Source organism: Candidatus Anaeroferrophillus wilburensis, assembly GCA_016934315.1.
GTDB lineage: Bacteria > Desulfobacterota > Anaeroferrophillalia > Anaeroferrophillales > Anaeroferrophillaceae > Anaeroferrophillus > Anaeroferrophillus wilburensis.
Map to the genome: position 1 here is coordinate 1 of JAFGSY010000049.1, position 22,157 is coordinate 22,157.

Annotated in this window: 15 protein-coding genes and 1 tRNA gene; all 16 read left to right on the forward strand. The window is 53.6% G+C overall.

The window, feature by feature from the left end; all coding sequences use genetic code 11:
* Positions 1-554: 554 nt before the first annotated feature.
* The 16 genes from JXO50_12255 to JXO50_12330 all read left to right on the forward strand — a co-directional run bounded on the left by JXO50_12255 (position 555) and on the right by JXO50_12330 (position 22,099).
* A complete protein-coding gene (locus tag JXO50_12255; protein MBN2333861.1) occupies positions 555-1,331 on the forward strand; it encodes a sugar phosphate isomerase/epimerase in 777 nt (258 codons plus the stop codon).
* Positions 1,321-3,864, forward strand: coding sequence for a TIGR03960 family B12-binding radical SAM protein (locus JXO50_12260; protein ID MBN2333862.1), 2,544 nt, complete (start codon positions 1,321-1,323; stop codon positions 3,862-3,864). The genes JXO50_12255 and JXO50_12260 overlap by 11 nt, the downstream gene beginning before the upstream one ends.
* Positions 3,854-5,386: an Rne/Rng family ribonuclease gene (locus JXO50_12265; GenBank protein ID MBN2333863.1), complete on the forward strand. Its 1,533-nt coding sequence runs from the start codon at positions 3,854-3,856 to the stop codon at positions 5,384-5,386. The genes JXO50_12260 and JXO50_12265 overlap by 11 nt, the downstream gene beginning before the upstream one ends.
* On the forward strand, positions 5,364-5,555 hold the full coding sequence (locus JXO50_12270; protein MBN2333864.1) for a hypothetical protein: 192 nt from the start codon (positions 5,364-5,366) through the stop codon (positions 5,553-5,555). Before JXO50_12265 ends, JXO50_12270 begins: the two co-directional genes overlap by 23 nt.
* Positions 5,556-6,028: 473 nt before the next feature.
* Positions 6,029-7,261, forward strand: coding sequence for a 2-hydroxyacyl-CoA dehydratase (locus JXO50_12275; protein MBN2333865.1), 1,233 nt, complete (start codon positions 6,029-6,031; stop codon positions 7,259-7,261).
* Positions 7,261-8,034, forward strand: coding sequence for an ATPase (locus tag JXO50_12280; protein MBN2333866.1), 774 nt, complete (start codon positions 7,261-7,263; stop codon positions 8,032-8,034). The genes JXO50_12275 and JXO50_12280 overlap by 1 nt, the downstream gene beginning before the upstream one ends.
* Positions 8,035-8,110: 76 nt before the next feature.
* Positions 8,111-10,195 carry an acetate--CoA ligase family protein gene (locus JXO50_12285; protein ID MBN2333867.1) on the forward strand — a complete coding sequence of 695 codons (2,085 nt, stop codon included), beginning with the start codon at positions 8,111-8,113 and terminating at the stop codon, positions 10,193-10,195.
* A 194-nt stretch (positions 10,196-10,389) separates the two neighbouring features.
* Complete coding sequence (locus JXO50_12290) at positions 10,390-11,937, forward strand: AMP-binding protein (protein ID MBN2333868.1); 1,548 nt, start codon at positions 10,390-10,392, stop codon at positions 11,935-11,937.
* 329 nt (positions 11,938-12,266) lie between these two features.
* A complete protein-coding gene (locus JXO50_12295; protein MBN2333869.1) occupies positions 12,267-13,232 on the forward strand; it encodes a 2-dehydropantoate 2-reductase in 966 nt (321 codons plus the stop codon).
* 90 nt (positions 13,233-13,322) lie between these two features.
* Entirely contained in the window at positions 13,323-14,519 is a 1,197-nt protein-coding gene (locus JXO50_12300; GenBank protein MBN2333870.1) for a thiolase family protein, read from the forward strand.
* A 72-nt stretch (positions 14,520-14,591) separates the two neighbouring features.
* Positions 14,592-15,935, forward strand: a complete 1,344-nt coding sequence (locus JXO50_12305) for a phenylacetate--CoA ligase (protein ID MBN2333871.1) — start codon at positions 14,592-14,594, stop codon at positions 15,933-15,935.
* 14 nt (positions 15,936-15,949) lie between these two features.
* Positions 15,950-17,698 (forward strand): indolepyruvate ferredoxin oxidoreductase subunit alpha, encoded by a 1,749-nt coding sequence (gene iorA / locus JXO50_12310; GenBank protein ID MBN2333872.1) that lies wholly within the window; start codon positions 15,950-15,952, stop codon positions 17,696-17,698.
* Positions 17,699-17,721: 23 nt separating this feature from the next.
* Entirely contained in the window at positions 17,722-18,303 is a 582-nt protein-coding gene (locus tag JXO50_12315) for an indolepyruvate oxidoreductase subunit beta (protein ID MBN2333873.1), read from the forward strand.
* Between the two features lie 92 nt (positions 18,304-18,395).
* Positions 18,396-20,543, forward strand: a complete 2,148-nt coding sequence (locus tag JXO50_12320) for a GAF domain-containing protein (protein MBN2333874.1) — start codon at positions 18,396-18,398, stop codon at positions 20,541-20,543.
* On the forward strand, positions 20,509-21,915 hold the full coding sequence (locus tag JXO50_12325; GenBank protein ID MBN2333875.1) for a sigma-54-dependent Fis family transcriptional regulator: 1,407 nt from the start codon (positions 20,509-20,511) through the stop codon (positions 21,913-21,915). Before JXO50_12320 ends, JXO50_12325 begins: the two co-directional genes overlap by 35 nt.
* Before the next feature lie 106 nt (positions 21,916-22,021).
* Positions 22,022-22,099 (forward strand) — tRNA-Pro (locus tag JXO50_12330).
* Positions 22,100-22,157: the final 58 nt, after the last annotated feature.

The window sequence follows — 22,157 nt, forward strand, 5'->3', positions numbered from 1 at the left end:
ACGGGTGACTCAGAGCTTAACACATTGTCCAATTTTTGGGGACCACCGTAGGTGTCTGCTCAATCAAGGTTGTTATCCTACTTTCGCTACCATCGGTGACCGTCTATGTCAATCATATTCATTCCCATCATGGTTCTGATATGCTGCTATTTGGGAATAGAAACCCTAAATCATGTAAAAAATTACCCATATATTTCACGGATAATGACGAGGTTGCGTACTGAGGCAGAGAAAGAATGAACTTCTCCTGTATGTATAATGGGTTACCTCCCTGCAGCGGGGCGTGGCGTCCAGCCCTTTTCTGCTGCCTGGCAGCTACTGGCCTATAATACAGCCGCTGCTTGTTTGGCCATGGTGCCTGTTCACACGGATATATTCTTGCACAACACCTATGGATTTGCTAGAGTTCTTCTTCATCCTCGTGGGGGTGGTTTGCGTTGTTGGGAGTTGTTGAATGATTTCAGGGTCGCCGTGGTTTGGCTTCGGGTGTCGGCAGCTGCCATTCATTCCGATAACCGGCCCGGTGAGATTTGTTTTGCAGCATGGAGCTATGCATGGAACAGCTATATGTGACGACACCGGTGGCACACTTGATCCAGGCATTCGAGACCTTTCCCGATTTGGCTGTGGCGCCGGAAATTTTTATCAACGCGAACGATTTGCGGCAGCCTGATACGCTTGCTTCTTTTCATGCTATTGCCCGCCGCTTGCAGGATCTGGAGATGTCCTGCACCATCCATGGACCATTTATCGATCTGTCGCCTGGCGGATTTGATCCGGATGTCGTTGCTCTTACCAATAAACGCTTTCTCCAAACCTTTGAGCTGGCTGCTATCATTCATCCCCGGGTTGTGGTTTTTCATTCCGGCTATGATCGCTGGAAATATGCCTTAAACCTGTCTCTGTGGCTGGAAAACAGCAAGCGTTTCTGGACACCGCTTCTTGAGGAGGCAGAAAAGACAAATACCTTTATTGCCCTGGAAAACATCTTTGAAGTATCGCCCATCGGCCTGAAGACCCTCTTTGAAGCCTTGGATTCGCCGCGCTTAGGGGCTTGTTTTGACGTCGGCCACTGGCATCTTTTCGGGACAACTACCCTAGACGAGTGGCTGACCGTGCTGGGGCCTCATATTTTTGCGTTTCATCTCCACGACAATGCCGGTGAGGCTGACGATCATCTGGTCCCCGGCGAAGGTACCATCGATTTTATGGCCTTGAAGCAGCACACTTCCGCTCTGCAGATCAAACCATTATCCTATACGTTCGAACCCCACAATCGGCAGGATATTGCCCGTGGTGTTGCCTGGTTTAGACAGAACTATGGACTATAAATTGTTGGGCGGGGTGAGCCGTCCAGGCCGCTATCTTAATCATGAAATAAATGCCGTGCACAAGGAGCCAGGGCCAGATCGTCTGCATCTGGCCCTGGCGTTTCCCGATGTCTATGAAATCGGCATGTCCCATTATGGGTTTCTCCTCCTTTATCAGCTCCTGAATCGACGGCAGGAGTTCTTTTGTGAGCGGGTTTTTGCCCCCTGGAGTGATTTTGCTGCCAACCTGCGCAGCTGCCAGACGCACCTGTTTTCCCTTGAAACCAAAACCCCTCTGGCCCAATTCGATCTCATTGGTTTTTCTCTGCAGTATGAGATGTCCTACACTAATGTTCTGACAATGCTGGAACTGGCCGGCATACCGTTGGAGGCAGAACAGCGTACCGGTCTGCCATTGGTTATTGCCGGTGGTCCCAGTATGGTCAACCCGGAACCCATCGCCCCGCTGTTCGACGCGATTTTGGTTGGGGATGGTGAGGAAGCCTTTCCCCAAATGGCTCAGGTGGTGCTGCAGGGCAAGCAGCGCGGTGCCGGGAAAGAGAAGCTGCTGGCAGAGTTGGCGGCGGTAGAGGGGGTCTATGTGCCCTCTTTTTTTTCCATGATGTGGCATGATGACCGTTTGGCGGATATTGTTTGCCGGAAACCGGGGTATGAGACGGTGCGCCGGCGGATTTTCAGTGACTTGCAGCAGGAAGCACTTCCTGATGCACCGCCGGTACCGCTGATTACGGTGGTCCATGACCGGCTGGCCTTGGAGATTTCCCGCGGCTGTACCCGAGGATGCCGCTTCTGCCAAGCCGGGATGATCTATCGGCCGGTACGGGAGCGACCAGTAAGCCAGTTGATCGAGAGTGCTATCGCCTGCCGCCGGCATACCGGTATTGATGAACTCTCGCTGCTCTCCCTGAGCGTTGGTGACTACAGCCAACTGCTGCCGTTGGTTACCGGTCTCAAAGCGGCCTTTGCCGGTGAACAGGTGCAGTTTTCCTTTCCTTCCGTGCGGGCCGGGCTGCTCAGCGATGAATTGCTCCAGGCGTTGAAAGGCGGTCGCCAGGGTGGGTTTACCATTGCCCCGGAAGCCGGTACTCAGCGTCTTCGGGATGTCATTAATAAGGGGCTCACCGAAGAGGAAATTCTTGAAACCGCCAGCCGGCTGTTTGCCAACGGCTGGGACTTGTTAAAGCTGTACTTTATGATTGGCCTGCCGACGGAAACCGATGCCGATCTGCAGGGCATTATCGATCTCTGCCGCCAGGTGCTGGCTATGGCGCGGCACAAGCGTCAGCGGCTCAATGTTTCCGTTTCCACGTTTGTTCCCAAGGCCCATACGCCTTTCCAATGGGAGAGGCAGATTGGTCTTGCAGAAACCAGGCGCCGCCAGCAGTTCCTCTACGAGGGGCTTCGTTCTGTCAAGCGGCTGCAGGTGAAATGTCATGACGGCCGTTTGAGTATGCTGGAGGGGATTTTCAGCCGCGGCGACCGCCGGCTCTGGCCGGTTTTACGGGAAGCCCACCGGCTAGGCTGCCGCTTTGATGCTTGGAGTGATCAGTTTGACTATGCCGCCTGGCAAACCGCTTTCAGCAATTGTTCTCGTGACCTGGAAACTCTGGCCGGCAGAGGATTTGGGGAGGATGAAATGCTTCCCTGGGACCATATCAGAACCGGTGTTACGGATGCATTTCTCCGGGCAGAACTGGTACGGGCAAAACATCTGGAGCCGACCCCTGATTGCCGGCAGAGCGGCTGCCAGGAATGCGGCGTCTGCCAGCCGGCAACGGGCATCAGCCTCAAAATCCAGCCCAGTGCAAACGTGCCATTGACTGTCTCGCCAGCTTCTGCCGGCCCGCCGGCAGAGCCTGAAACCTGGAGTTATCTGCTGGCCTATCGCCGGGATAAGCAATTAGCCTTTCTTTCTCATCTGGAAACGGTGACGTTGTTTGTCCGGGGTTTGCAGCGCCTGGGAGTACGGCTGGCCTATTCCCATGGGTTCCATCCCCATCCCCGTTTGAGCTTTGCCCATGCCCTGCCTCTTGGTCTGGCCAGTGAAGAGGAATTCCTGGAGTGCAGAACGCTGGAGCCTTTAGAGCTGGAGACTCTGGCTGACCACTGGGTGAGGCGCATGCCTGCCGGGTTGCAGCTGATCTCCTGCATGCTGCAGTCGTCCCGGCTGCCAGCTCTTGACCGGCGGCTTGCCGGTTGCCGGTATCGTCTTCAGAGTCTGTCAGCCGAGGTGCAGCAGCGGCTGGCGGAGCGTGTCCTGCAGGAGCTGCCCTTGGCAACCTTGCCTTTTGTCCGTCGAAAAAAGGGCAAGGCGGTGACCGTTGACTTTGCGCCGCATATTCTTAAGCTGGAACAGCCGGCTCCTGACCTGTTCACGATTACCGTTCAGGTTGTCAATGGTCGCAACCCCAATATTTACGATCTGGTGTCCGCCCTGATGGGGAGTGATGAACGTCAGGACGCGGGTTATGAAGTAATAAAAGAGAGCAGTATGCTCAGTGATGGCAGCAACGGGAGGGCATATGGCAGCTGAACTGCTGATAAATTGGACTGAGGTGGAAACCCGGGTTGCTCTGTTGGAGAACGGCATTCTGGCGGAAATTTTTTATGAGCGCAGCCGTGACCTGGGGATTGTCGGCAATATCTATAAGGGCAAGGTTGTCCGGGTGTTGCCGGGAATGGATGCGGCATTTGTTGACATCGGACTTGATAAAGCCGCCTTTCTCTATGTTTCCGACATCTGCCGGCTTGACGAATTAGAGCAGGTTTTTACGGCCTCTGATGGCGAGGAAGACCGAGACCCTTTTCCCTTTGAAGAAGGTGGATTCCCCATTGAACCCGGGTCTTCGGAGGTGCTTATCGGCGATCTGCTGCAGGAGGGGCAGGAGATCCTGGCCAGGGTATCCCGTGAGCCGTTCGGCAGTAAAGGGGCCCGGATTACCACCTATCATTCCCTGCCTGGCCGCTATCTGGTGTTGCTGCCCACTGTTAACCACCTGGGGGTTTCCCGCAAAATCGTTGATGAAGAGGAGCGCCGGCGGCTGAGAGAGCTGGCAGCGGCCATGAAGCCTGTCGATATGGGACTTATTGTGCGGACTGCCAGCGAAGGAACAGACGCCAAGGCCCTGGCTCATGATCTGGATTTTCTGCTCAAACTGTGGGAAAGTATTCAGCGCAAGCAGGAAGGACTCAAGGCGCCAGCCCCGGTATACCAGGATTTACGTCTGCCGGAGCGGTTGATTCGCGATCTTTATAACGCTGATATTGATCGTCTGCTTATCGATTCAGAGGTTGAATGCCGCAATTTGCGCGACTTTGTCAGCACCTTTTTCCCCGGCATGCACTGTACCATTGAACTGTATCGGGGCGGACAGCCTCTGTTTCAGGCCTATGACATTGAAATGGAGGTCAACAAGGCGCTTGATAAAAAGGTCTGGCTGAAGTCGGGAGGTTCGATAGTCATCGAGTCGACCGAGGCCCTGACTGCCATCGATGTCAATACTTCGCGTTTTGTCGGTAAACGAAACCTGGAAGATACGATCCTGAAAACAAATCTTGAGGCGGCCAAAGAGATTGCTTTTCAGCTGCGGCTGCGTAATATTGGCGGCATCATCATCATCGATTTTATCGATATGGAATCAAAAGCCAACCGGGAGCGGGTGTACAGTGTTCTTGAAGAGGCATTGAAGCGGGATAAAGCGAAAGCCAATGTCTTGAAAATTTCAGAGTTGGGCATGGTGGAGATGACCCGGGAGCGGACCCGTAAAAGCCTTACCCGCTACCTCTGTGATCCCTGTCCCTATTGTGAAGGTCGGGGGTTCGTCAAATCCCAGGCGACGATCACCTATGAGATTATCAGGGAGATCCGCAGCTACAGTGATGCTGCTGACGTCAAAGAGGTGGTGGTGATGGTCAGCCCCGACGTTGCTGACTATCTCTATGATGCCGCAGGTTTGACGATTGACTCGTTGGAACTGGAGATGGCCAAAAAGATTACCATCAAAAAAGTGGAGCCTTTCCATCAGGAGGAGTATGAAGTCATCGGCCAGCGGTGATTGTGTCGATTATGGCCTTTATTTTTCCTGTCTGGTACCCTTCGGGGAATCCCCGTTCCCCAACAATGGTGCCACTCCCGCCTGCAAGGGGGGTATGCCGCTGCCTGCCACCGTTCTGGCCGCAGGAGAATGTGTGCGGCGTTTGTTTAGGGGGCAGACTCGCTGGTGAGCATTAACTGGAGCAGGCTAGGACATTTTGTTGGTCCGTCTTTGCCCCCTTGGTAGTGACCGCTATCAACCTGGAAAACACCGGCCAGTCCCATTGTTTAAGCAACGTGGTCAATAGCGGCGTCCTGCCCTTCAATTCGGTTAAATTTTACAGGCCCTGGTTGAATTTTTATCGCCGGCCTCTGCCAGCCTCTGTCATTGATCCCACCTCTGTCCCTTGCTGGCTGGCCCTCATGCCCATCTCGGGCATCCGGGGTTTTTGTTCTGCAAACGAAGTCTCGTCGAAAGATAGTGGTATATATATTGCTTTTCTTTAGCAACTTCCTGCTTTTTTATATGTCTGGAGACAACGATGTCGACGTTGGTTCCTCGTGGTATCAGCAGAGACGGGAATCTTTTCATTAAAATCCTTGCAGGGCACGGTAGGTGGAGGCCGTCCCTGGGGCATTGATATGATTTCAACTGGAGGATAGTATGGCCGAAATTAGAAAACTGAAAGCAGCAAAACTGATGAAAAAGGTGATGGCCGATCATTTCTATGAAATTGATGCGGCGGTGAAAGCCGGCAATCCGAAGGTTGCTTGGTGTACCAGCGTCGGCCCGGCCGAGCTTCTTCGGGCCATGGGTTTTGTGGTCTATTTCCCGGAAAATCATGCGGCGATTCTGGGCGCCAGCCGGACCGCCACCGACTATATCCCGGCTGCCAACGCCATCGGCTACTCGCCGGAAATCTGCTCATATCTGACTGCAGATGTTGGTGCCTATCTGAAAGGATTTACTCCTTTGGCGAAAATTTATGAAGGCATAGATTCAATCCCGAAGCCGGACGTACTGGTCTATAACACCAATCAGTGCCGCGACGTCAAGGATTGGTTTGAGTGGTATGCGCGGCGCTGGAATGTGCCCTGTCTGGGCATCGAAAGTTATGTCAATGTTGGCGCGGTTACTGACACCCACGTTGCCGGGATCAGCGGTCAGTTCAAAAAGCTGGCCGAAGATCTCACGGCGATTACCGGCAATAAGCTGGATATGGACAAACTGGCGGAAACCGTCTGGCTGTCGCGCAAATGTTCCGATCTGTGGCGGGATGTGCTGGAAATGGCAACCCGCAAGCCCAGCCCATTGACCTTTTTTGATGGTACCATTCACATGGGGCCGGCGGTGGTCATGCGGGGTACCCAGGTAGCGGTTGACTATTATGAGACCCTGCTCAAAGAGCTGCAGGAATGGGTTGACGAAGGGGTGGCTGCTGTTGAGGGAGAAAAATACCGTATTTACTGGGAAGGAATGCCCATCTGGGGCAAGCTACGGGAAAATGCCCAACTCTTTCTCCGCTTGAAAACCGCAGTGGTGGCCTCCACCTATTGCAACAGCTGGATTTTCAGTGCCCTAGACGGCGATGACCCTTGGGATTCCATGGCCCGGGCCTACACAGAACTCTTTATTGTCCGCGATGATGACTATAAAGAGGACTACTTTTTAAAGATGAAGAAGCTTTTTGACTATGACGGCATTATTTTTCACGATGCCAAAACATGCCCCAACAACTCCAACTGTCGCTATGGCCTGCCCCAGCGTCTCCAGGGCAAGGCCGGCATTCCTTTTGTAACCATCGACGGCGATCTCAATGATCTGCGCTGTTATTCCGAAGAGCAGGCGATTACCAAGATTGAGGCTTTTATTGAGCAGTTGGGAGAGAGGAAGTAATGCCTGCTGAGTTCTACGCCGGTATTGATGTGGGTTCCACCACCACCAAAGTGGCGATTGTCGATGCTGCTGGTACGCTGTTGGCTGAGGCGGTGGACAAGAGTGGCTTTGATTTTGCCGGAGCTGCGGAAACGGTTTTCTCTCGGGCGCTGGCGGTGCTGGATGCTGATCGCCTGCAGGTAAAACGAGTGGTGTCAACCGGCTATGGCCGCCGCAACGTGGCTTTTGCCGACGAGATGCGGACCGAGATTTTTTGCCATGCGGCCGGTGCCTATCACTATTTTCCCGAAGCCCTGACGATCATCGATATTGGCGGCCAAGACAACAAGATTATCCGGGTGAATGCCGGTGGTGAGCGGGAAAACTTTGCCATGAACCGCAAGTGCGCCGCCGGCACCGGGGCGTTCATCGAGGAGATTGCCTATCGCCTGGGGATCGATCTTGGCAGTTTGAACGGCTTGGCGGAAAAAAGTGAAGATGAGGTTAGTATCGGTTCTTTTTGTACGGTGTTCAGCTGTACAGAGATTCTCGGCCTGCTGCGCCGCGGCACCAAGCCTGAAGATATCGTCAAGGGGGTGTTCCGCTCGGTGGTGAAGCGGGTGCTGGAGATGGATAGCATTACCGGTAAGGTAGTGTTGACCGGCGGTGTGGTGGCCTATAACCCGATTATCGCCAGGATGATGGCTGAAATGACCGAACGGGAAGTGGTGGTGGCCCCCCACCCACAGGTCATCGGCGCCTATGGTGCGGCTCTAACAGCTCGCAATCTCTAACACGTCATCGGGGTGGGAGCGTCATGCCGGCAGTGAAAATCATAACTTTGAGAAAGAATAGTAAGGAGTGTGTACGATGCTGGACGCATTATTTCGACCTAAATCAGTAGCGGTTATTGGCGCTTCGAATCGGGAGCTGACCATCGGTTACCGCATTGTTCAGAATCTGGTGGACAGCGGCTATCAGGGGCCCATTTTCACGGTCAATCCGAAAGCGCCGTTCATCAAGAACTTTGTTGCCTACAAGGATATTACCGATGTTCCTATGGATGTGGATCTGGCTCACATCATTGTGAAAAATACCCGGGTGCCGGAAGAGATCGAAAAATGCGGCAAAAAAGGGGTGAAGGTGGTTATTGTCAATACGGCCGGATTTCGTGAAATTGGTCCTGAAGGCATCAAGCTGGAAGAAGAGATGCTGGCGGTGGCAAAAAAATATGGCGTCCGGGTCTTTGGCCCCAACTGCCAGGGGGTGATGAATTCCGATCCCGAGGTGCGTGCCTACTGCAACTTTACCTTCACCCGCATGGTTCCGGGTTCCATCTCGGTGATGGCCCAGTCCGGCGGCGTTGGTGAAGTGATCAACAACCGTCTCTTTGAAATGGGTTTGGGTTTTCGCATGTATGCCTCCTACGGCAACCAGAGTGATATCAATGCTACAGAAATCCTAGCCTATTGGGGGGATGATCCCGGGACCAAGGTTATTCTGCTGCACATTGAAACCCTCTCCGATGCCGCCGGTTTTGCCAAGGTGGCCGCGGAGATCACCAAGAAGAAACCCATTCTGGCGATGAAGACCGGTCGCACCAAGCTGGGGGCCAAAGCGGTATCATCCCATACCGGCGGCATGATGGCGGTTGACACCTCCACCAACCTGCTGTTGGAAAAGTGCGGCATCCTGACGTTTAATGATGAGGAAGAGCTGTGCCAGGCGGCTCGGGCGCTGTCGGCGCTGCCGGCGGCAGCGGGCAATCGGGTTGGCATCATTACCAATACCGGCGGTCCCGGAATTATCGTGACGGATGAGATCATCGAGCATGGTTGTGAAATGGCCGAGCTGACTACCGCCAGCCAGCAGGTGCTGCGGGAGAACCTGTATCCTGAAGCCTCCATTGCCAATCCGGTGGATGTGCTGGCGACGGCAACACCGGAGCACTATCAGCTGGCCGCTGAAACCCTGATGAATGATCCCCAGGTTGATATTGTTTTTGTCAATTTTATCACGCCGTTTTTTGTTGATACCGAAGGGGTTGCCCGTGGATTGGTGAGTGTGGCGAAAACTGCTGACAAGCCGATGATTGTCGTGATGATGACCGAGAAAGAGGGCTGGGCATCAACATTGAAAATTTTTGCCGAGGCGGGGATTCCCACCTTTGATATGCCGGAGATCGGCGGCCGAGTTGCCGCATCCATGGCCCGTTACGCCCAGTTGAAAAAGCGCCAGGAGGCGACGGACGTCAGTTTTACCGATATTGACCGGGCTGCTGCGGACCGCTTGCTTGAGAAAACCCGGGAGAATGGTCGGCAGTTCATGTCCCAGTCCGATGCTTTCAGCCTGCTGGCTGCCTATGGGTTGCCGGTGATTGCCAACAGTGAAGTAGCTGATGGTGCCGGTGCAGTGGCAGCAGCTACGGTGATTGGTTACCCGGTGACCTTGAAGGTGGAATCGGAAGATGTTGTCCATAAATCGGATGCCGGCGGGGTGGTGCTCAACCTCAAGAACGATGCTGAACTGGAGGACGCTTTTGTCCGTCTGGGCGACTCATTTCCCGGCAGCCGGGTCTTTGTTCAGCAGTATATTACTCCCGGCGTTGAGATTATGGTTGGTGCCCACCGGGAGAATGCTGAACTGGGGCATGTGATTGCCTTTGGTCTTGGGGGGATTTTCGTCGAGGTGCTGAAAGATGTGATGTTCAGACTCAATCCGCTGACCAAAGAGGATATCGATGCCATGGTCAGGGGCATCAAAGGGTATCCTATCCTGGCGGGGATCCGCGGCCAGAAGGGCGTCGACCTGGCAAAAATAGAAGAGGTTATTGGTCGCCTCTCAGTACTCCTGGCCAACCATCCTAACATCGAGGAGATGGATCTGAATCCCATTTTTGCCTATCCGCATGGGCAGGAGCCAGGTTTGGTGGACGTCCGGATTAAGCTATCCTGAACCCCCAATGGTGATGAACCTGCAACAACAGCAAAAAGCTTCGCAAACCGGATGGCACAGTAACGGCTCCAGATTCGAGGCAAGCAAAACTTGAGGAATGAGGCGTACAGAAGGTACGCCGCAGTGACGAAGGTTGCAGCTTAACGAAGAAGGTGGTGGTGTTACGAAGCCATCAATTGTAAGGAGAAACGTTCATGGCTTTATGGCTTAATCTTGGTGATATGCTCCGGGTCAATGCGGTGAAGTATCCGCAGAATATTGCTTTTTGTGATAAGGAACGCCGTTTCACTTTTCCGATGGCTAATCAGCGGGTCAATCAGTTGGCCAACAGTTTGCTGGCCATGGGGCTCCAGAAAGGGGATACGGTTTCCTGCTTTCTGGAAAACTGCATTGAAATCTGTGAACTGTATATTGCTTGCGCAAAAATCGGCGTGATCATCAATCCCATCAACTTCCGTCTGGTGGCACCGGAAGTGGAGTATATCGTTACTAATGCCGATGCTAAAGCCTTTTTTGTCCACGATGAGTTTGTTCCGATGGTCGAGGAGATTCGTGCCCACCTGTCCCAGGTGCAGGATTACATCGTTGTCGGTGGCCGGCAGTCGGGCTATCGGGAGTATGAAGACCTGCTCACCGCCAACCCGGCCACTGAGCCGTCAGTCAAGGTCGATCCTGCAGATCCCTGGATTCTGCTGTATACTTCCGGAACCACCGGTCGCCCGAAAGGGGTTGTCCGCTCCCATGAATCCTATGTTGCCTTTTATCTGATCAACGGCTGCGATTTTTCCTTTGGGTCTCGGGATTTCGTGCTTACCTGTATGCCCCTGTGTCATGTGAATACCACTTTTTTTTCATTTACGGTCACCTATCTGGGGGGCAGCAATTACATCCATCCGGCCAGATCATTCAGGCCGGCAGAAATTCTCGATGTTGTCCAACGGGAAAAGATAACCTTCATCTCGCTGATTCCGACCCATTACAACCTTATTTTCAGCCTGCCGGAAGACCAACTGCGTGCTTTTGATCTGTCGTCAGTGCAAAAGTTGCTCTGTTCTTCAGCGCCAGCCCGTATTGAGCATAAGAAAGCTATTCTGGAATTGATTGCCGGTGTGCGCCTTTTCGAAGGCTATGGATCGACGGAAGCCGGCATTGTCTGTACCCTGATGCCCGAGGATCAGCTGACCAAGCCCGGCTCGATAGGCAAGGAATCTGCCGGGACTGACCTTGTGAAAATTCTTGATGACGCTGGTAAAGAGGTGGCTCCGGGGGAAGTGGGAGAGTTGTATTCCCGCAGTCCGATGTTGTTTGATGGCTATTATAAGCTGCCGGAAGCAACTGCCGAAGCGTTCGCCGGTGAATATTTCAGTGCCGGTGATATGGCCCGCCGGGATGAGGATGGGTATTACTATCTGGTTGACCGGAAAAAGAATATGATCATCACCGGCGGCGAGAATGTCTATCCTTCCGAGGTTGAGAATGTCCTGGCTGCCCATGAAGCGGTTTTTGATGTGGCGGTTATCGGCCTGCCTGATAAAAAATGGGGTGAGCGGGTTACCGCGGTGGTGATCCCTAAAGAGGGGCGCTCATTGACCGGAGAGGAGTTGATTTCCATGACCCGCGGTCAGCTTGCACCTTATAAATGTCCCAAGGAAGTTATTTTTATTGCTGCCGAGGAGATGCCCCGTACTGGGACCGGCAAGATTTTGCACCGGATTCTGCGGGAGCGCTATGCCAGTCAGTGATGGTTATCCAGCTGTTGCTTTGTGGGTAATGGTGTTCATGATTCTTCATTGTCGAAAAAGGGCCTGTTGTGCAGGCCCTTTTTCGACATCTGGGCTGCCGGCCTGTTGAGGTGGAGGTGGCGATTGGCAGGCGGGTTTTCAGGTTAAAAATAATGTGGTAAGCAGTTAATTTTTACCACCCTATGGGAGAGCCTGTCCTGCGTTAGTGCTCTGCTGCTGGCAAAACCCTATTATGTTTTTGGTATGTAAATTGCTTCTCCTTGGACCGGTTAAGGAAAACTGTCTGCGCGGGACGGATGGTTGTTGATAAAGGGATTAAGGAGTAGCTGATGAAAGTTGCGATTGTTGGTGCCGGTGGTTTGGGAGCCACTTTTGGCGCGCTCTTGACGGCCGCCGGTATCGATGTTACGATGATCGAGATAGACCGCCGCAGGGTGGAAAAGATTGGCACCGAGGGCCTTGACATGATTATGCCCGACGGGACCAAAAAGCATTTTACGCTTAAGATAACCGATGATGTCCATGCCGTTGGCGAGGTTGATCTGGTGCAGATTTCCGTCAAGGGCTACCATACTGCATCGGCGGCTGCAAGTGTTGTACCCCTGGTCGGCCCCCGGACCTATGTGCTGTCGGTGCAGAATGGTCTTGGCAATCTGCGCCGAATTGCCGAGCATGTGCCGGCGGCTCAGGTTATCGGCGGGGTGACTGCTTTAAGTGCCATGCCTCTCGATCTCAATCTAATCAAATTTAACGGCGGCCATGGCGGGGTTGCTTTTGGTCGCTTTGACGGTGTCGAAGATCCCGGGCTGCAGGATGTTGCCCGTATGTTTGAGGTGGCCGGCATTGAGGCCCAGGTGATCAGTGGCAACGTTCAGGTGCCCATCTGGCGCAAGCTGATTGCCAATGTTTCCAATAACTGTGTTGCCGCGATCACCGGTTTTACCGGCAATCAGATGCTGGCCTGTGAGCCCATCTGCGATCTGATTGCCAAACTGGCGGAGGAAGTAGCCCTGGTAGCTCGGGCCGAGGGGCTTGATTTTGATGAATTGAATGATCCAGCCGGTTTTGTACTCCACAAAACGCTGCCTGGAGTCAAAGATAACAAAATTTCCATGCTTCAGGACGTGGAGGCTGGCCGGCGGACCGAGATTGAAACCCTTAATGCCGAAATAGTCAGGCTTGGCGCTGTGCATGGGATTCCCACCCCCTATAACCATACCATGACCTGTCTGGTTCATGCTCGTGAACAGCAGATGCTCTGGGATCAGCATCAGCGAACTTCAGCGAAGGATTAGCGGTGGTTTTCAGAAACTAAAACGCGTTGGTCGGCAGTCGATGGTTGCTCGATCAGCTTTCTGCAACTTACTAAAAGAAGGAGCAAGAGGATGTTTTCAAAAGCATTTATTCCGTATGGCGGCTACTTTTCATCGCCCTTTGCCCGCTGGCAGGGTTCTTTGGCCAATGAAAATGCCATCATATTGGCCTCGTCCACTGCGAAGCGCTGGTTGGCTGAAAAAAACCTTGATCCGGGACTGTTTGAATATCTGTTTTTTGGTTTTACCATTCCCCAGCATTATGGTTTTTATGCCAGTCCATGGGCGGCGGCGATGATGGGTGCCGATCGGATCCCCGGCTGCATCATCAGCCAGGCCTGTTCCACTTCAACCACCTGCATCTACCAGGCTGCTCTGGGGATTGAACAGGGCGAATACCAGAAAGCGTTTACCCTGATGGCTGATCGCTGCTCAAACGGTCCTCACCTGATCTGGCCCAACCCCAAAGGTCCCGGTGGCCAGGTTGAATCGGAGAACTGGCTGATGGATAATTTCGGTAATGATCCCTGGGCCAGAAATGCCATGATTGAAACGGCCGAAAATGTTGCCAAAGAGGGGGGGATAACTCGGGAAGCCTGTGATGAGCTGACCCTGCGTCGCTATGAGCAGTATGGTGCGGCCTTGGCGGATGACCGGGCGTTCCAGAAGCGTTATATGTTCCCGCTTGAATTGGCGATCAGCAAGAAAAAAACGGTCCTTTTTGCCGAGGATGAGGGGATTATGCCCAGTACAGCCGAAGGTCTGGCGGCTCTCAAACCGGTGCTGCCAGGTGGGGTTCATACCTTCGGTTCCCAGACCCACCCGGGTGATGGCAACTGCGGTCTGATAGTCACCGACCGTCAGACCGCAAAAGAACTCAGCAGCGATGCCTCGATTGAAGTTCAGGTGCTCTCCTATGGTTTCTCCCGGGAGAAGAAAGGTTACATGGCAGCGGCGGTAGTGCCGGCTGCCGAGCGTGCCCTGGCCAAGGCCGATATTACCGCCAAGGACGTAAAGGCGATTAAGACCCACAACCCCTTTGCGGTCAACGACCTCTATTTTGCCGGGAAGCTGGACATTGATGCCCATCAGTTCAATAATTACGGTAGCTCCCTGATTTTTGGCCATCCCCAAGGACCCACGGCCGGCCGGTGCATCATTGAATTGATCGAAGAACTGGCCATGACCGGCGGTGGTTACGGCATGTTTGCCGGTTGTGCTGCCGGTGATACGGCGGCCGCCCTGGTGCTCAAAGTAACCGGTGCCTAGATCTTTTATGGCCAGCAACAGGTTTTTGAAAAGTTTATTTCCACATAATTTATCAGCAAAGGGGAGAATGCAATGATTTGGGATCAAAAGATGGAGACCCTGCCTAGGGATGAGATGAAAAAGGTGCAGGGTGAGCGGTTGCGCAAAGTGTGTGAGCGGGTTTATAACAATGTACCGTTTTATAAAAAAGCCTTTGATGAAGCCAAGGTGAAGCCGGAGCAGATCAACAGCATTGATGACATCCGGCGGCTGCCCTTTACCACCAAGACCGACCTGCGGGACAGTTATCCCTATGATATGTTTGCGGCGCCCATGAGGGATATTGTCCGCATCCATGCCTCCTCAGGCACGACCGGCAAACCGACGGTGGTGGGCTATACCCGCCGTGATATCGAAGTTTGGGCGGATATGATGGCTCGCTGCATGTACGGTGCCGGCACCACGGCGGACGATATTGTCCAGAACGCCTATGGTTACGGATTGTTCACCGGCGGCTTGGGCGCCCACTACGGGGCGGAGCGGATTGGCGCGGCGGTGATCCCCATCTCCGGCGGTAATACCCAGAAGCAGCTCATGCTGCTGCAGGATTTCGGTTCCACCGTTTTGACGGCAACCCCGTCCTTTGTTCTCTATATCTATGATATGGCCCGGGATATGGGCATCGATATTGAAAAACTGAAGCTGAAGGTCGGGATTCTTGGTGCCGAACCCTGGAGTGACAATATGCGCCAGGAGATCGAGGAGAAGATGCAGATCAAGGCGGTGGATATTTTCGGCCTCAGTGAAATTACCGGCCCCGGAGTTTCCTGCGAATGTATCGAAGCCCAGAATGGTCTTCATGTGCAGGAGGACTTCTTCTATCCGGAAATTATTGATCCCGATACTGGTGAGCCACTGCCCTACGGTGAAAAGGGTGAGTTGGTGATCACCACCTTGATGAAAGAGGGCATTCCCCTGATTCGCTATCGGTTGCGGGATATCAGCAGCCTCAACCCCGAACAGTGCGTCTGTGGCCGGACGACCGTCCGCATGGCCCGGGTTTCCGGTCGCAACGATGATATGCTGATCATCCGCGGGGTCAACGTCTTCCCCAGCCAGATTGAGTCGGTGCTGTTGATGAATGCCGAGCTGGAGCCGCACTATCAGCTGGTGGTTGACCGTCAGGGAACGATGGATTCCCTGCAGGTGCAGGTGGAAGTTGCACCTGCGGTTTTTGATCGAGCCGAGAAAGCCATGCTGGCGATGGAAGGAGAAAGTATTTTTCATCAGGTTGCCGAATTGCAGGCGTTGAAAAAGAAGGTACAGCATGACATCAAGGATATTATCGGCGTGACCACCAATGTGGTTTTCAAGGAACCGAACAGCATTGCCCGCAGTGAAGGAAAAGCCCAGCGGGTAATCGATAAGCGGAAATAGACAGAGAGGTAATCATGGCAGAACAAATGATCATGTCGGGGAATGAGGCCATTGCTCGGGGAGCGTATGAAGCGGGGGTTCGCCTGGCTGCAGCATATCCGGGTACCCCGTCGACTGAGATTCTTGAAAATGTAGCTCAGTATGAGGAGATTTATAGTGAGTGGTCACCCAACGAAAAGGTGGCCCTGGAGGTTGGTGTCGGCAGTTCCATGGCCGGGGCACGGACGTTGGTGGCCATGAAGCATGTGGGCATCAACGTTGCCGCCGATCCCCTGTTTACCCTTTCCTATACCGGGGTTGGCGGCGGGTTGATCCTGATTTCTGCTGATGATCCGGCGATGCATAGTTCCCAGAATGAACAAGACAACCGGAATTACGGCAAGTTTGCCAAAATTCCGGTGATCGAGCCCAGTGACAGTCAGGAGGCCAAAGATTTTGTTTCCCTGGCGCTGGATCTCAGCGAGCAGTTTGATACCCCGGTTCTCTATCGGACCACAACCAGGATCTCCCATTCCAAAAGTATCGTTTCCCTTGGTGAGCGTACCGTCTCCGGCAGCGAACCGCAGCTGGAAAAAAATATGCCTAAATATACCATGCTGCCGGCTTTTGCCCGCCAGAAGCATCCGTTGATTGAGGAGCGGATTGCCAAGCTCAAAACGTATGCCGAGACCTCATCGCTCAACCGAGTGGAGATGGCGGATACCCGTATAGGGGTGATTACCAACGGCATTACCTATCAGTATGTCAAGGATGCCCTGCCCCAGGCGTCGGTTCTCAAGCTGGGGCTGACCTATCCGTTGCCGGAACAGCTGATCCGGGATTTTGCCGCCAAGGTCGATAAACTCTATGTCATTGAGGAGCTCGATCCTTTCTTCGAAGAGCAGATCCGGGTTATGGGGATTAAGGTGGACCATGGCAAAGACCTCTTTCCCATCTGTGGTGAATTCAGTACCCAGTTGATTAGGGAAAAGGTTGAGGGCTCATCTGCTGAGCTGCAGGCGGCAGCGGAAGGCCTGCCGGCCAGGCCGCCGGCGTTTTGCCCCGGCTGTTCCCACCGGGGGATTTTTACCATTCTGAAGAAGTTGAAAGTCTTCGTTTCCGGTGATATCGGCTGCTACACTTTGGGTGCTCTGCCGCCCATCCAGGCGCTTCACTCCTGTGTCTGCATGGGGGCCAGCATCAGCATGGCCCATGGCATGTCCCACGTTGTTCCCGCCAGTGATGACTTGACCCAGAAAACCGTGGCGGTGATCGGCGATTCAACCTTTTTTCACTCAGGGATGACCGGCCTGCTGGATGCGGTATACAACAAGGGCAGCTCGGTGATTATGATCCTTGACAACCGTACCACCGGGATGACCGGTGGTCAGGAAAACCCCGGTACCGGCAAAACCCTGGCAGGTGAAGATGCTATTGCTGCTGATATTCCGGCGATGGCCAAGGCTTTTGGCATCAAAGATGTTGTGCTGGTGGACCCCTATAATCTGCAGGAGATTGAAGATACCTTGCGGGAGGAGCTGGCGAAACCGGAACTTTCGGTTATTCTGGTTAAGGCTCCCTGTGTCCTTCGCTACCGGATCAGCAAGCCGCCGCTGCAGGTGGACCCGGAAAAATGTACCGGCTGCAAGCGGTGTCTCCAGGTGAGCTGCAATGCCCTTGGTCTGGTCGAAGAGGGCGAGAAATCATACGTGCAGATTGATCAGAATATGTGTATCGGTTGCAGCGTCTGTGCTCAGGTCTGCAAATTTGATGCTATTTCCTGAGCCGAAGTGGAGGATATGACGAAATGAAAACGACAAACATTTTACTAGCTGGAGTTGGCGGCCAGGGTGTGCTGCTGGCCAGTCAGATTTTAACCTCGGTGGCCATTGCGGCCGGGCTGGATGTCAAGCAGAGCGAAGTGCATGGGATGTCCCAGCGCGGCGGCAGTGTCACCAGCCATGTCCGGTTTGGTGAACGGGTCTATTCGCCGACCATTGACGACGGTAAAGCCGATGTCGTCCTGGGATTTGAGCGCCTGGAAGCCTTGCGAAATGCCCATTGTGTTGCACCCGGGGGAATAATCATATATAATACCATGCGGATCAATCCCAGTACGGTGGCTTCAGGGGTTGCGGAGTATCCCGAGGGTATTGAGGCGGGGATTGAGGCCTATGCCAAGAAGGTGTATGCGGTGGATGGCTTGGGTCTGGCGTTGCAGGCCGGCAATGCCCGGTCGGCCAATACGGTGATGGTTGGGGCGATTTCGCGCTTCTTGCCGCTTTCCGAAGATTTATGGGCCCAGCAGATCAGAAAAATCCTGCCGGCTAAACTGGTTGATCTGAATCTAAAAGCATTTGAACTTGGGGTTCAGGCAGTGGCCAATTGAGGCTTTTCCTGCCGCTGAGTGACGGGCTGATTCTACCAGGGGGCGGTATAACGCCCCCTGTCTTTTTTTCAACGGTATAGGCGTTGCACCGGATGTACGAAAAATCAATCTATCATACCAAAGAAGTTCTGGCATCTCTTTACCAGATCAGCCGGCTGACTACGGCTACCAACGGTCGTGATGACCTGATCCGTATAGTGCTCGAAACAATCATCAACGGCCTTCAGTATGATCGCGTTGCCCTCTACCTGCTGAAAGAAGGAACCTCCATCCTGGAGGGAGTGAGCAATGTCGGCTGCCAGGTGAATATCAAGGGATTGAAGTATGATCTCTACCGGGATGCCTGTGTCGAAACCCGGGTGGTCAACAGCGGTGAAATTATTTTTATCAAGGAGGGATGTGATTATCCCTTTTATACGACGGTCGACCTCAAACGCAATGAGGCGTTGAAGCGAACCTGCTGCGTGCTGCTGCCAATCTTTACCAACCAGGGTGTGGTGGGGACGATGCTTGCCGACCGCAGCCAGAGCCGGAAAGATATCGACCAGGATGATATCGAAATACTCGAAATATTCTGCAACCAAATCGGTATTGTGGTGGAGAACAAGCGCCTGCTGGACAGCAACCGGCGCAAAATTCTTGAATTGACCCTGTTGCAGAAAATTTCCCGCTCCATGAGTGAACCACGGGACCTGGAATCACTCTATCAGGTCGTGGTCAGGGAAGCGACCCTGCTGGGTAAAAGCCAGGGAAGCTGGCTTCATGTTGGTGCTGAGGGTGACGTGCTGACGACCGTTGCCGTTGACGGCTGTCAGGGGCATGACGTTGCCAGTCTCTATGTTCCTGAACAGGTTGTCGAGGTCAAAGCTGCCGGACGGACTGTCTATCGACCTCTGTCGGTGTCTACCGGTTCCAGCGAATCGGCGGCCGGGGTGTTGGCAGTGCCTTTGATGAGCGGCCGGCAGGTTATGGGCATTCTCAACCTGCTGTATTGGGAGCCAGGCGGCTTAGCCGGTGTCAATGTGGATGTGCTTGACATCTTCGCCGCCCAGGCGGCGAAAGCCATCGAAAATGTGACCTTCTACCGACATCTGCAGGAGGAGCGGGATTTTCGCGAAAACATCCTGCGCAGCACACCCAATAGTATTTTTACCCTTGATGGTTCTTTGCGGATTACCACCTGCAACCAACGGGCGCAGCGGATGTTCAGCGTTTTTGGTGATCTGCTGCAACGGCCGATGGTTGATGTTATCCAAGACAGCAGGTTCCGCCAGGCCCTGGTCCAAGTGGCTGAGGGTAAGCAGTCGGTGGTGCAGTTGGAAATAACTCCTGAGAAAGGACCCTTTCAGGAAAAATTTTTTTCGATCTCCATTACCGCCCTCCACCATGATTGGTCCCGGCAGCATGAGATTCTGGTGCTGCTTCAGGATCAGACGGAAAAAACCAAGACAGATCGAGAGGTGGAGCGGATGAAGCGGCTGGCAGCCATTGGTCAACTGGCGGCCGGTATCGCCCACGAAATTCGCAACCCCCTCACCGGCATGAATATTTCCCTTGATATTATCAGGGATCAGGTGACTGAGAGCGAACAGGCTGCCAGCTTATTAGATGGGGTGGTGCAGGAGATTGACCGATTGGAAACTATCGTTTCCTCACTCCTTGAGTTTTCGCGGACCGGCGTGCTGGAAAAAGGAACCATCCATCTCGGGCCGGTGCTGTCCCAGTGGTTCCCTCCTTTTCAGGAGCAGTGCAAGCGTTGCCAGCTGACGGCCGATCTTGAGATTGTCGACGGCCTGCCGCCGGTGGCCGGGGATGTGGAAAAGCTGCGGCAGGTGGTGATGAATCTCGGCCTCAATGCCCTGGAGGCCATCGAAGGTTCCGGTACGGTTTCCATCCGTGCGTTCCCCATTTCTGCATCGCAGATGGCTGTTCGTTCCAGTTCGGCGGATGTGTCCTCGGGATTGCTGGGCAACTGGCTCGGTCTTGCTATTGCCGATACGGGCGCCGGGATGAGCGAAGAGGTGAAGGAACGGATTTTTGATCCCTTTTACACGACTAAAAATCATGGTACTGGTTTAGGGCTGTCCATAGTTCATAATATTATTAAGGAACATGACGGGTGGATTGAGGTGAAAAGCGAGCCGGGAAAAGGCAGCTGCTTTACGATTGTTTTACCGGCGATGATAACCGAAGATGATGGTCAGGATCAGGAAGATGTCAAATCGAATACTTATTATTGATGATGAAAAACTGATCAGGGAATCGTTATCCCACCTGTTGACCGGGGCCGGCTACCAGGTTGAGGTGGCTGCTGATGGCAGTCAGGCCCGGCAGTTGTTTGCCGACCATGATTATGCTCTGGCGCTCATTGATTTGCGGCTGCCCGACTGCAGCGGTATTGATCTGCTGAAAACGTTCAAGGCGGAGCCGGAACAGGGTCCCATGTGCATCATGATGACCGCTTATGGTTCCGTGGATTCGGCAGTGCAGGCGATGAAGCATGGTGCCTACGATTATGTCAATAAGCCGTTCAAGTCAAAAGAGATTCTTTTGATTGTCAAACTGGCCTTGGAGGCCGGGCAGTTGAAGCGGGAAGTGCGCAATATTGTCAAAGCCCAGGTGAAGCAGTACAATATTGACAACATTATTGCGGTTGATCCTCTGATGATCAAGGTGCTGTCGGTGGTGAAGAAGGTTGCCGCCAACCGAGATGTCTCGGTTTTAATCCAGGGGGAAAGCGGTACCGGCAAGGAACTGATTGCCAAGGCAATTCATTACTTGAGTGACCGGGCGGCCAAACCGTTTGTCAGCATCAACTGCGCCTCCATTCCGGGAAATCTGCTGGAAAGCGAACTGTTCGGTTATGAGCGGGGGGCCTTTACGGATGCCAAGGCCCGCAAGCAGGGACTGCTGGAGAAAGCCGAAGGCGGGACGGTATTTCTTGATGAAATCGGCGACATGGACCCCTCCCTGCAGGCCAAACTGCTCCGCGTTCTGGAGGAGAGCAAATTCCGGCGGCTGGGCAGTGTCAACGATATCAATATCGACGTTCGTTTCCTCTCGGCCACCAACCAACTGTTGGAGAAACTGATCGAGAGGGGGTCATTCCGGGAGGATCTCTACTACCGCCTCAAAGTGATCAATATTACCATTCCGCCGTTGCGGGAACGGAAGCAGGACGTGGAAGTTTTGCTGAAGTACTATATTGACCACTTCAATTCCAAGCTGAACAAGCAGGTGACCGGGGTCAGCCCGGGGGCGTTGTCCTTTCTGCAGCAGTATCCGTGGCCGGGGAACATCCGTGAGCTCAAAAATGCCATTGAACGGATCATGATTCTGGAGGACGGTGATCTGATCACCGAGGAGCATCTGCCGCTGGAAATTATTTCCGCCAGTCGGGAAAAGGGCAAGTTCGGGGTTTTTCTGCCCCGGGAATACGATATCCGCCAGGGAATCGATTTCAACGAACTGGTGAAGTCGTTTTCCAGCTATCTGATTGAGGAGGCCATGAAGATTGCCGGCGGCAACAAGGCAAAAACCGCCCGTCTGCTGTCCATGGATCGGGGAACCTTGCGCTATCAGATCAAGAAGCTGGAGATTGAAGAGGAGTAAAGTAACGCTGTTGTCGCCGGCTTTTGCCGGGGTCGGGGCAATAATAATATTCTTGCCCCCCGTCCCGCCGATATGCTATAGGCGAAACCTGTTAGATCTCAGATGTCGGGGCGTAGCGCAGTCCGGTTAGCGTACCTGCCTTGGGAGCAGGGGGTCGGAGGTTCAAATCCTCTCGCCCCGACCAGTATGTTCAAGGGGTCAGCCTTAAGAGGCTGGCCCCTTTGTGTTTGTTGATAAACCTG

Coding starts and splice junctions, on each gene's coding strand:
- JXO50_12285 (MBN2333867.1), top strand. CDS start 8,111: ATGCTGGACGCATTATTTCGACCTAAATCAGTAGCGGTTATTGGCGCT.
- JXO50_12290 (MBN2333868.1), top strand. CDS start 10,390: ATGGCTTTATGGCTTAATCTTGGTGATATGCTCCGGGTCAATGCGGTG.
- JXO50_12255 (MBN2333861.1), top strand. CDS start 555: ATGGAACAGCTATATGTGACGACACCGGTGGCACACTTGATCCAGGCA.
- JXO50_12315 (MBN2333873.1), top strand. CDS start 17,722: ATGAAAACGACAAACATTTTACTAGCTGGAGTTGGCGGCCAGGGTGTG.
- JXO50_12275 (MBN2333865.1), top strand. CDS start 6,029: ATGGCCGAAATTAGAAAACTGAAAGCAGCAAAACTGATGAAAAAGGTG.
- JXO50_12305 (MBN2333871.1), top strand. CDS start 14,592: ATGATTTGGGATCAAAAGATGGAGACCCTGCCTAGGGATGAGATGAAA.
- JXO50_12320 (MBN2333874.1), top strand. CDS start 18,396: ATGTACGAAAAATCAATCTATCATACCAAAGAAGTTCTGGCATCTCTT.
- JXO50_12295 (MBN2333869.1), top strand. CDS start 12,267: ATGAAAGTTGCGATTGTTGGTGCCGGTGGTTTGGGAGCCACTTTTGGC.
- JXO50_12270 (MBN2333864.1), top strand. CDS start 5,364: ATGAAGTCATCGGCCAGCGGTGATTGTGTCGATTATGGCCTTTATTTT.
- iorA (MBN2333872.1), top strand. CDS start 15,950: ATGGCAGAACAAATGATCATGTCGGGGAATGAGGCCATTGCTCGGGGA.
- JXO50_12300 (MBN2333870.1), top strand. CDS start 13,323: ATGTTTTCAAAAGCATTTATTCCGTATGGCGGCTACTTTTCATCGCCC.
- JXO50_12280 (MBN2333866.1), top strand. CDS start 7,261: ATGCCTGCTGAGTTCTACGCCGGTATTGATGTGGGTTCCACCACCACC.
- JXO50_12265 (MBN2333863.1), top strand. CDS start 3,854: ATGGCAGCTGAACTGCTGATAAATTGGACTGAGGTGGAAACCCGGGTT.
- JXO50_12260 (MBN2333862.1), top strand. CDS start 1,321: ATGGACTATAAATTGTTGGGCGGGGTGAGCCGTCCAGGCCGCTATCTT.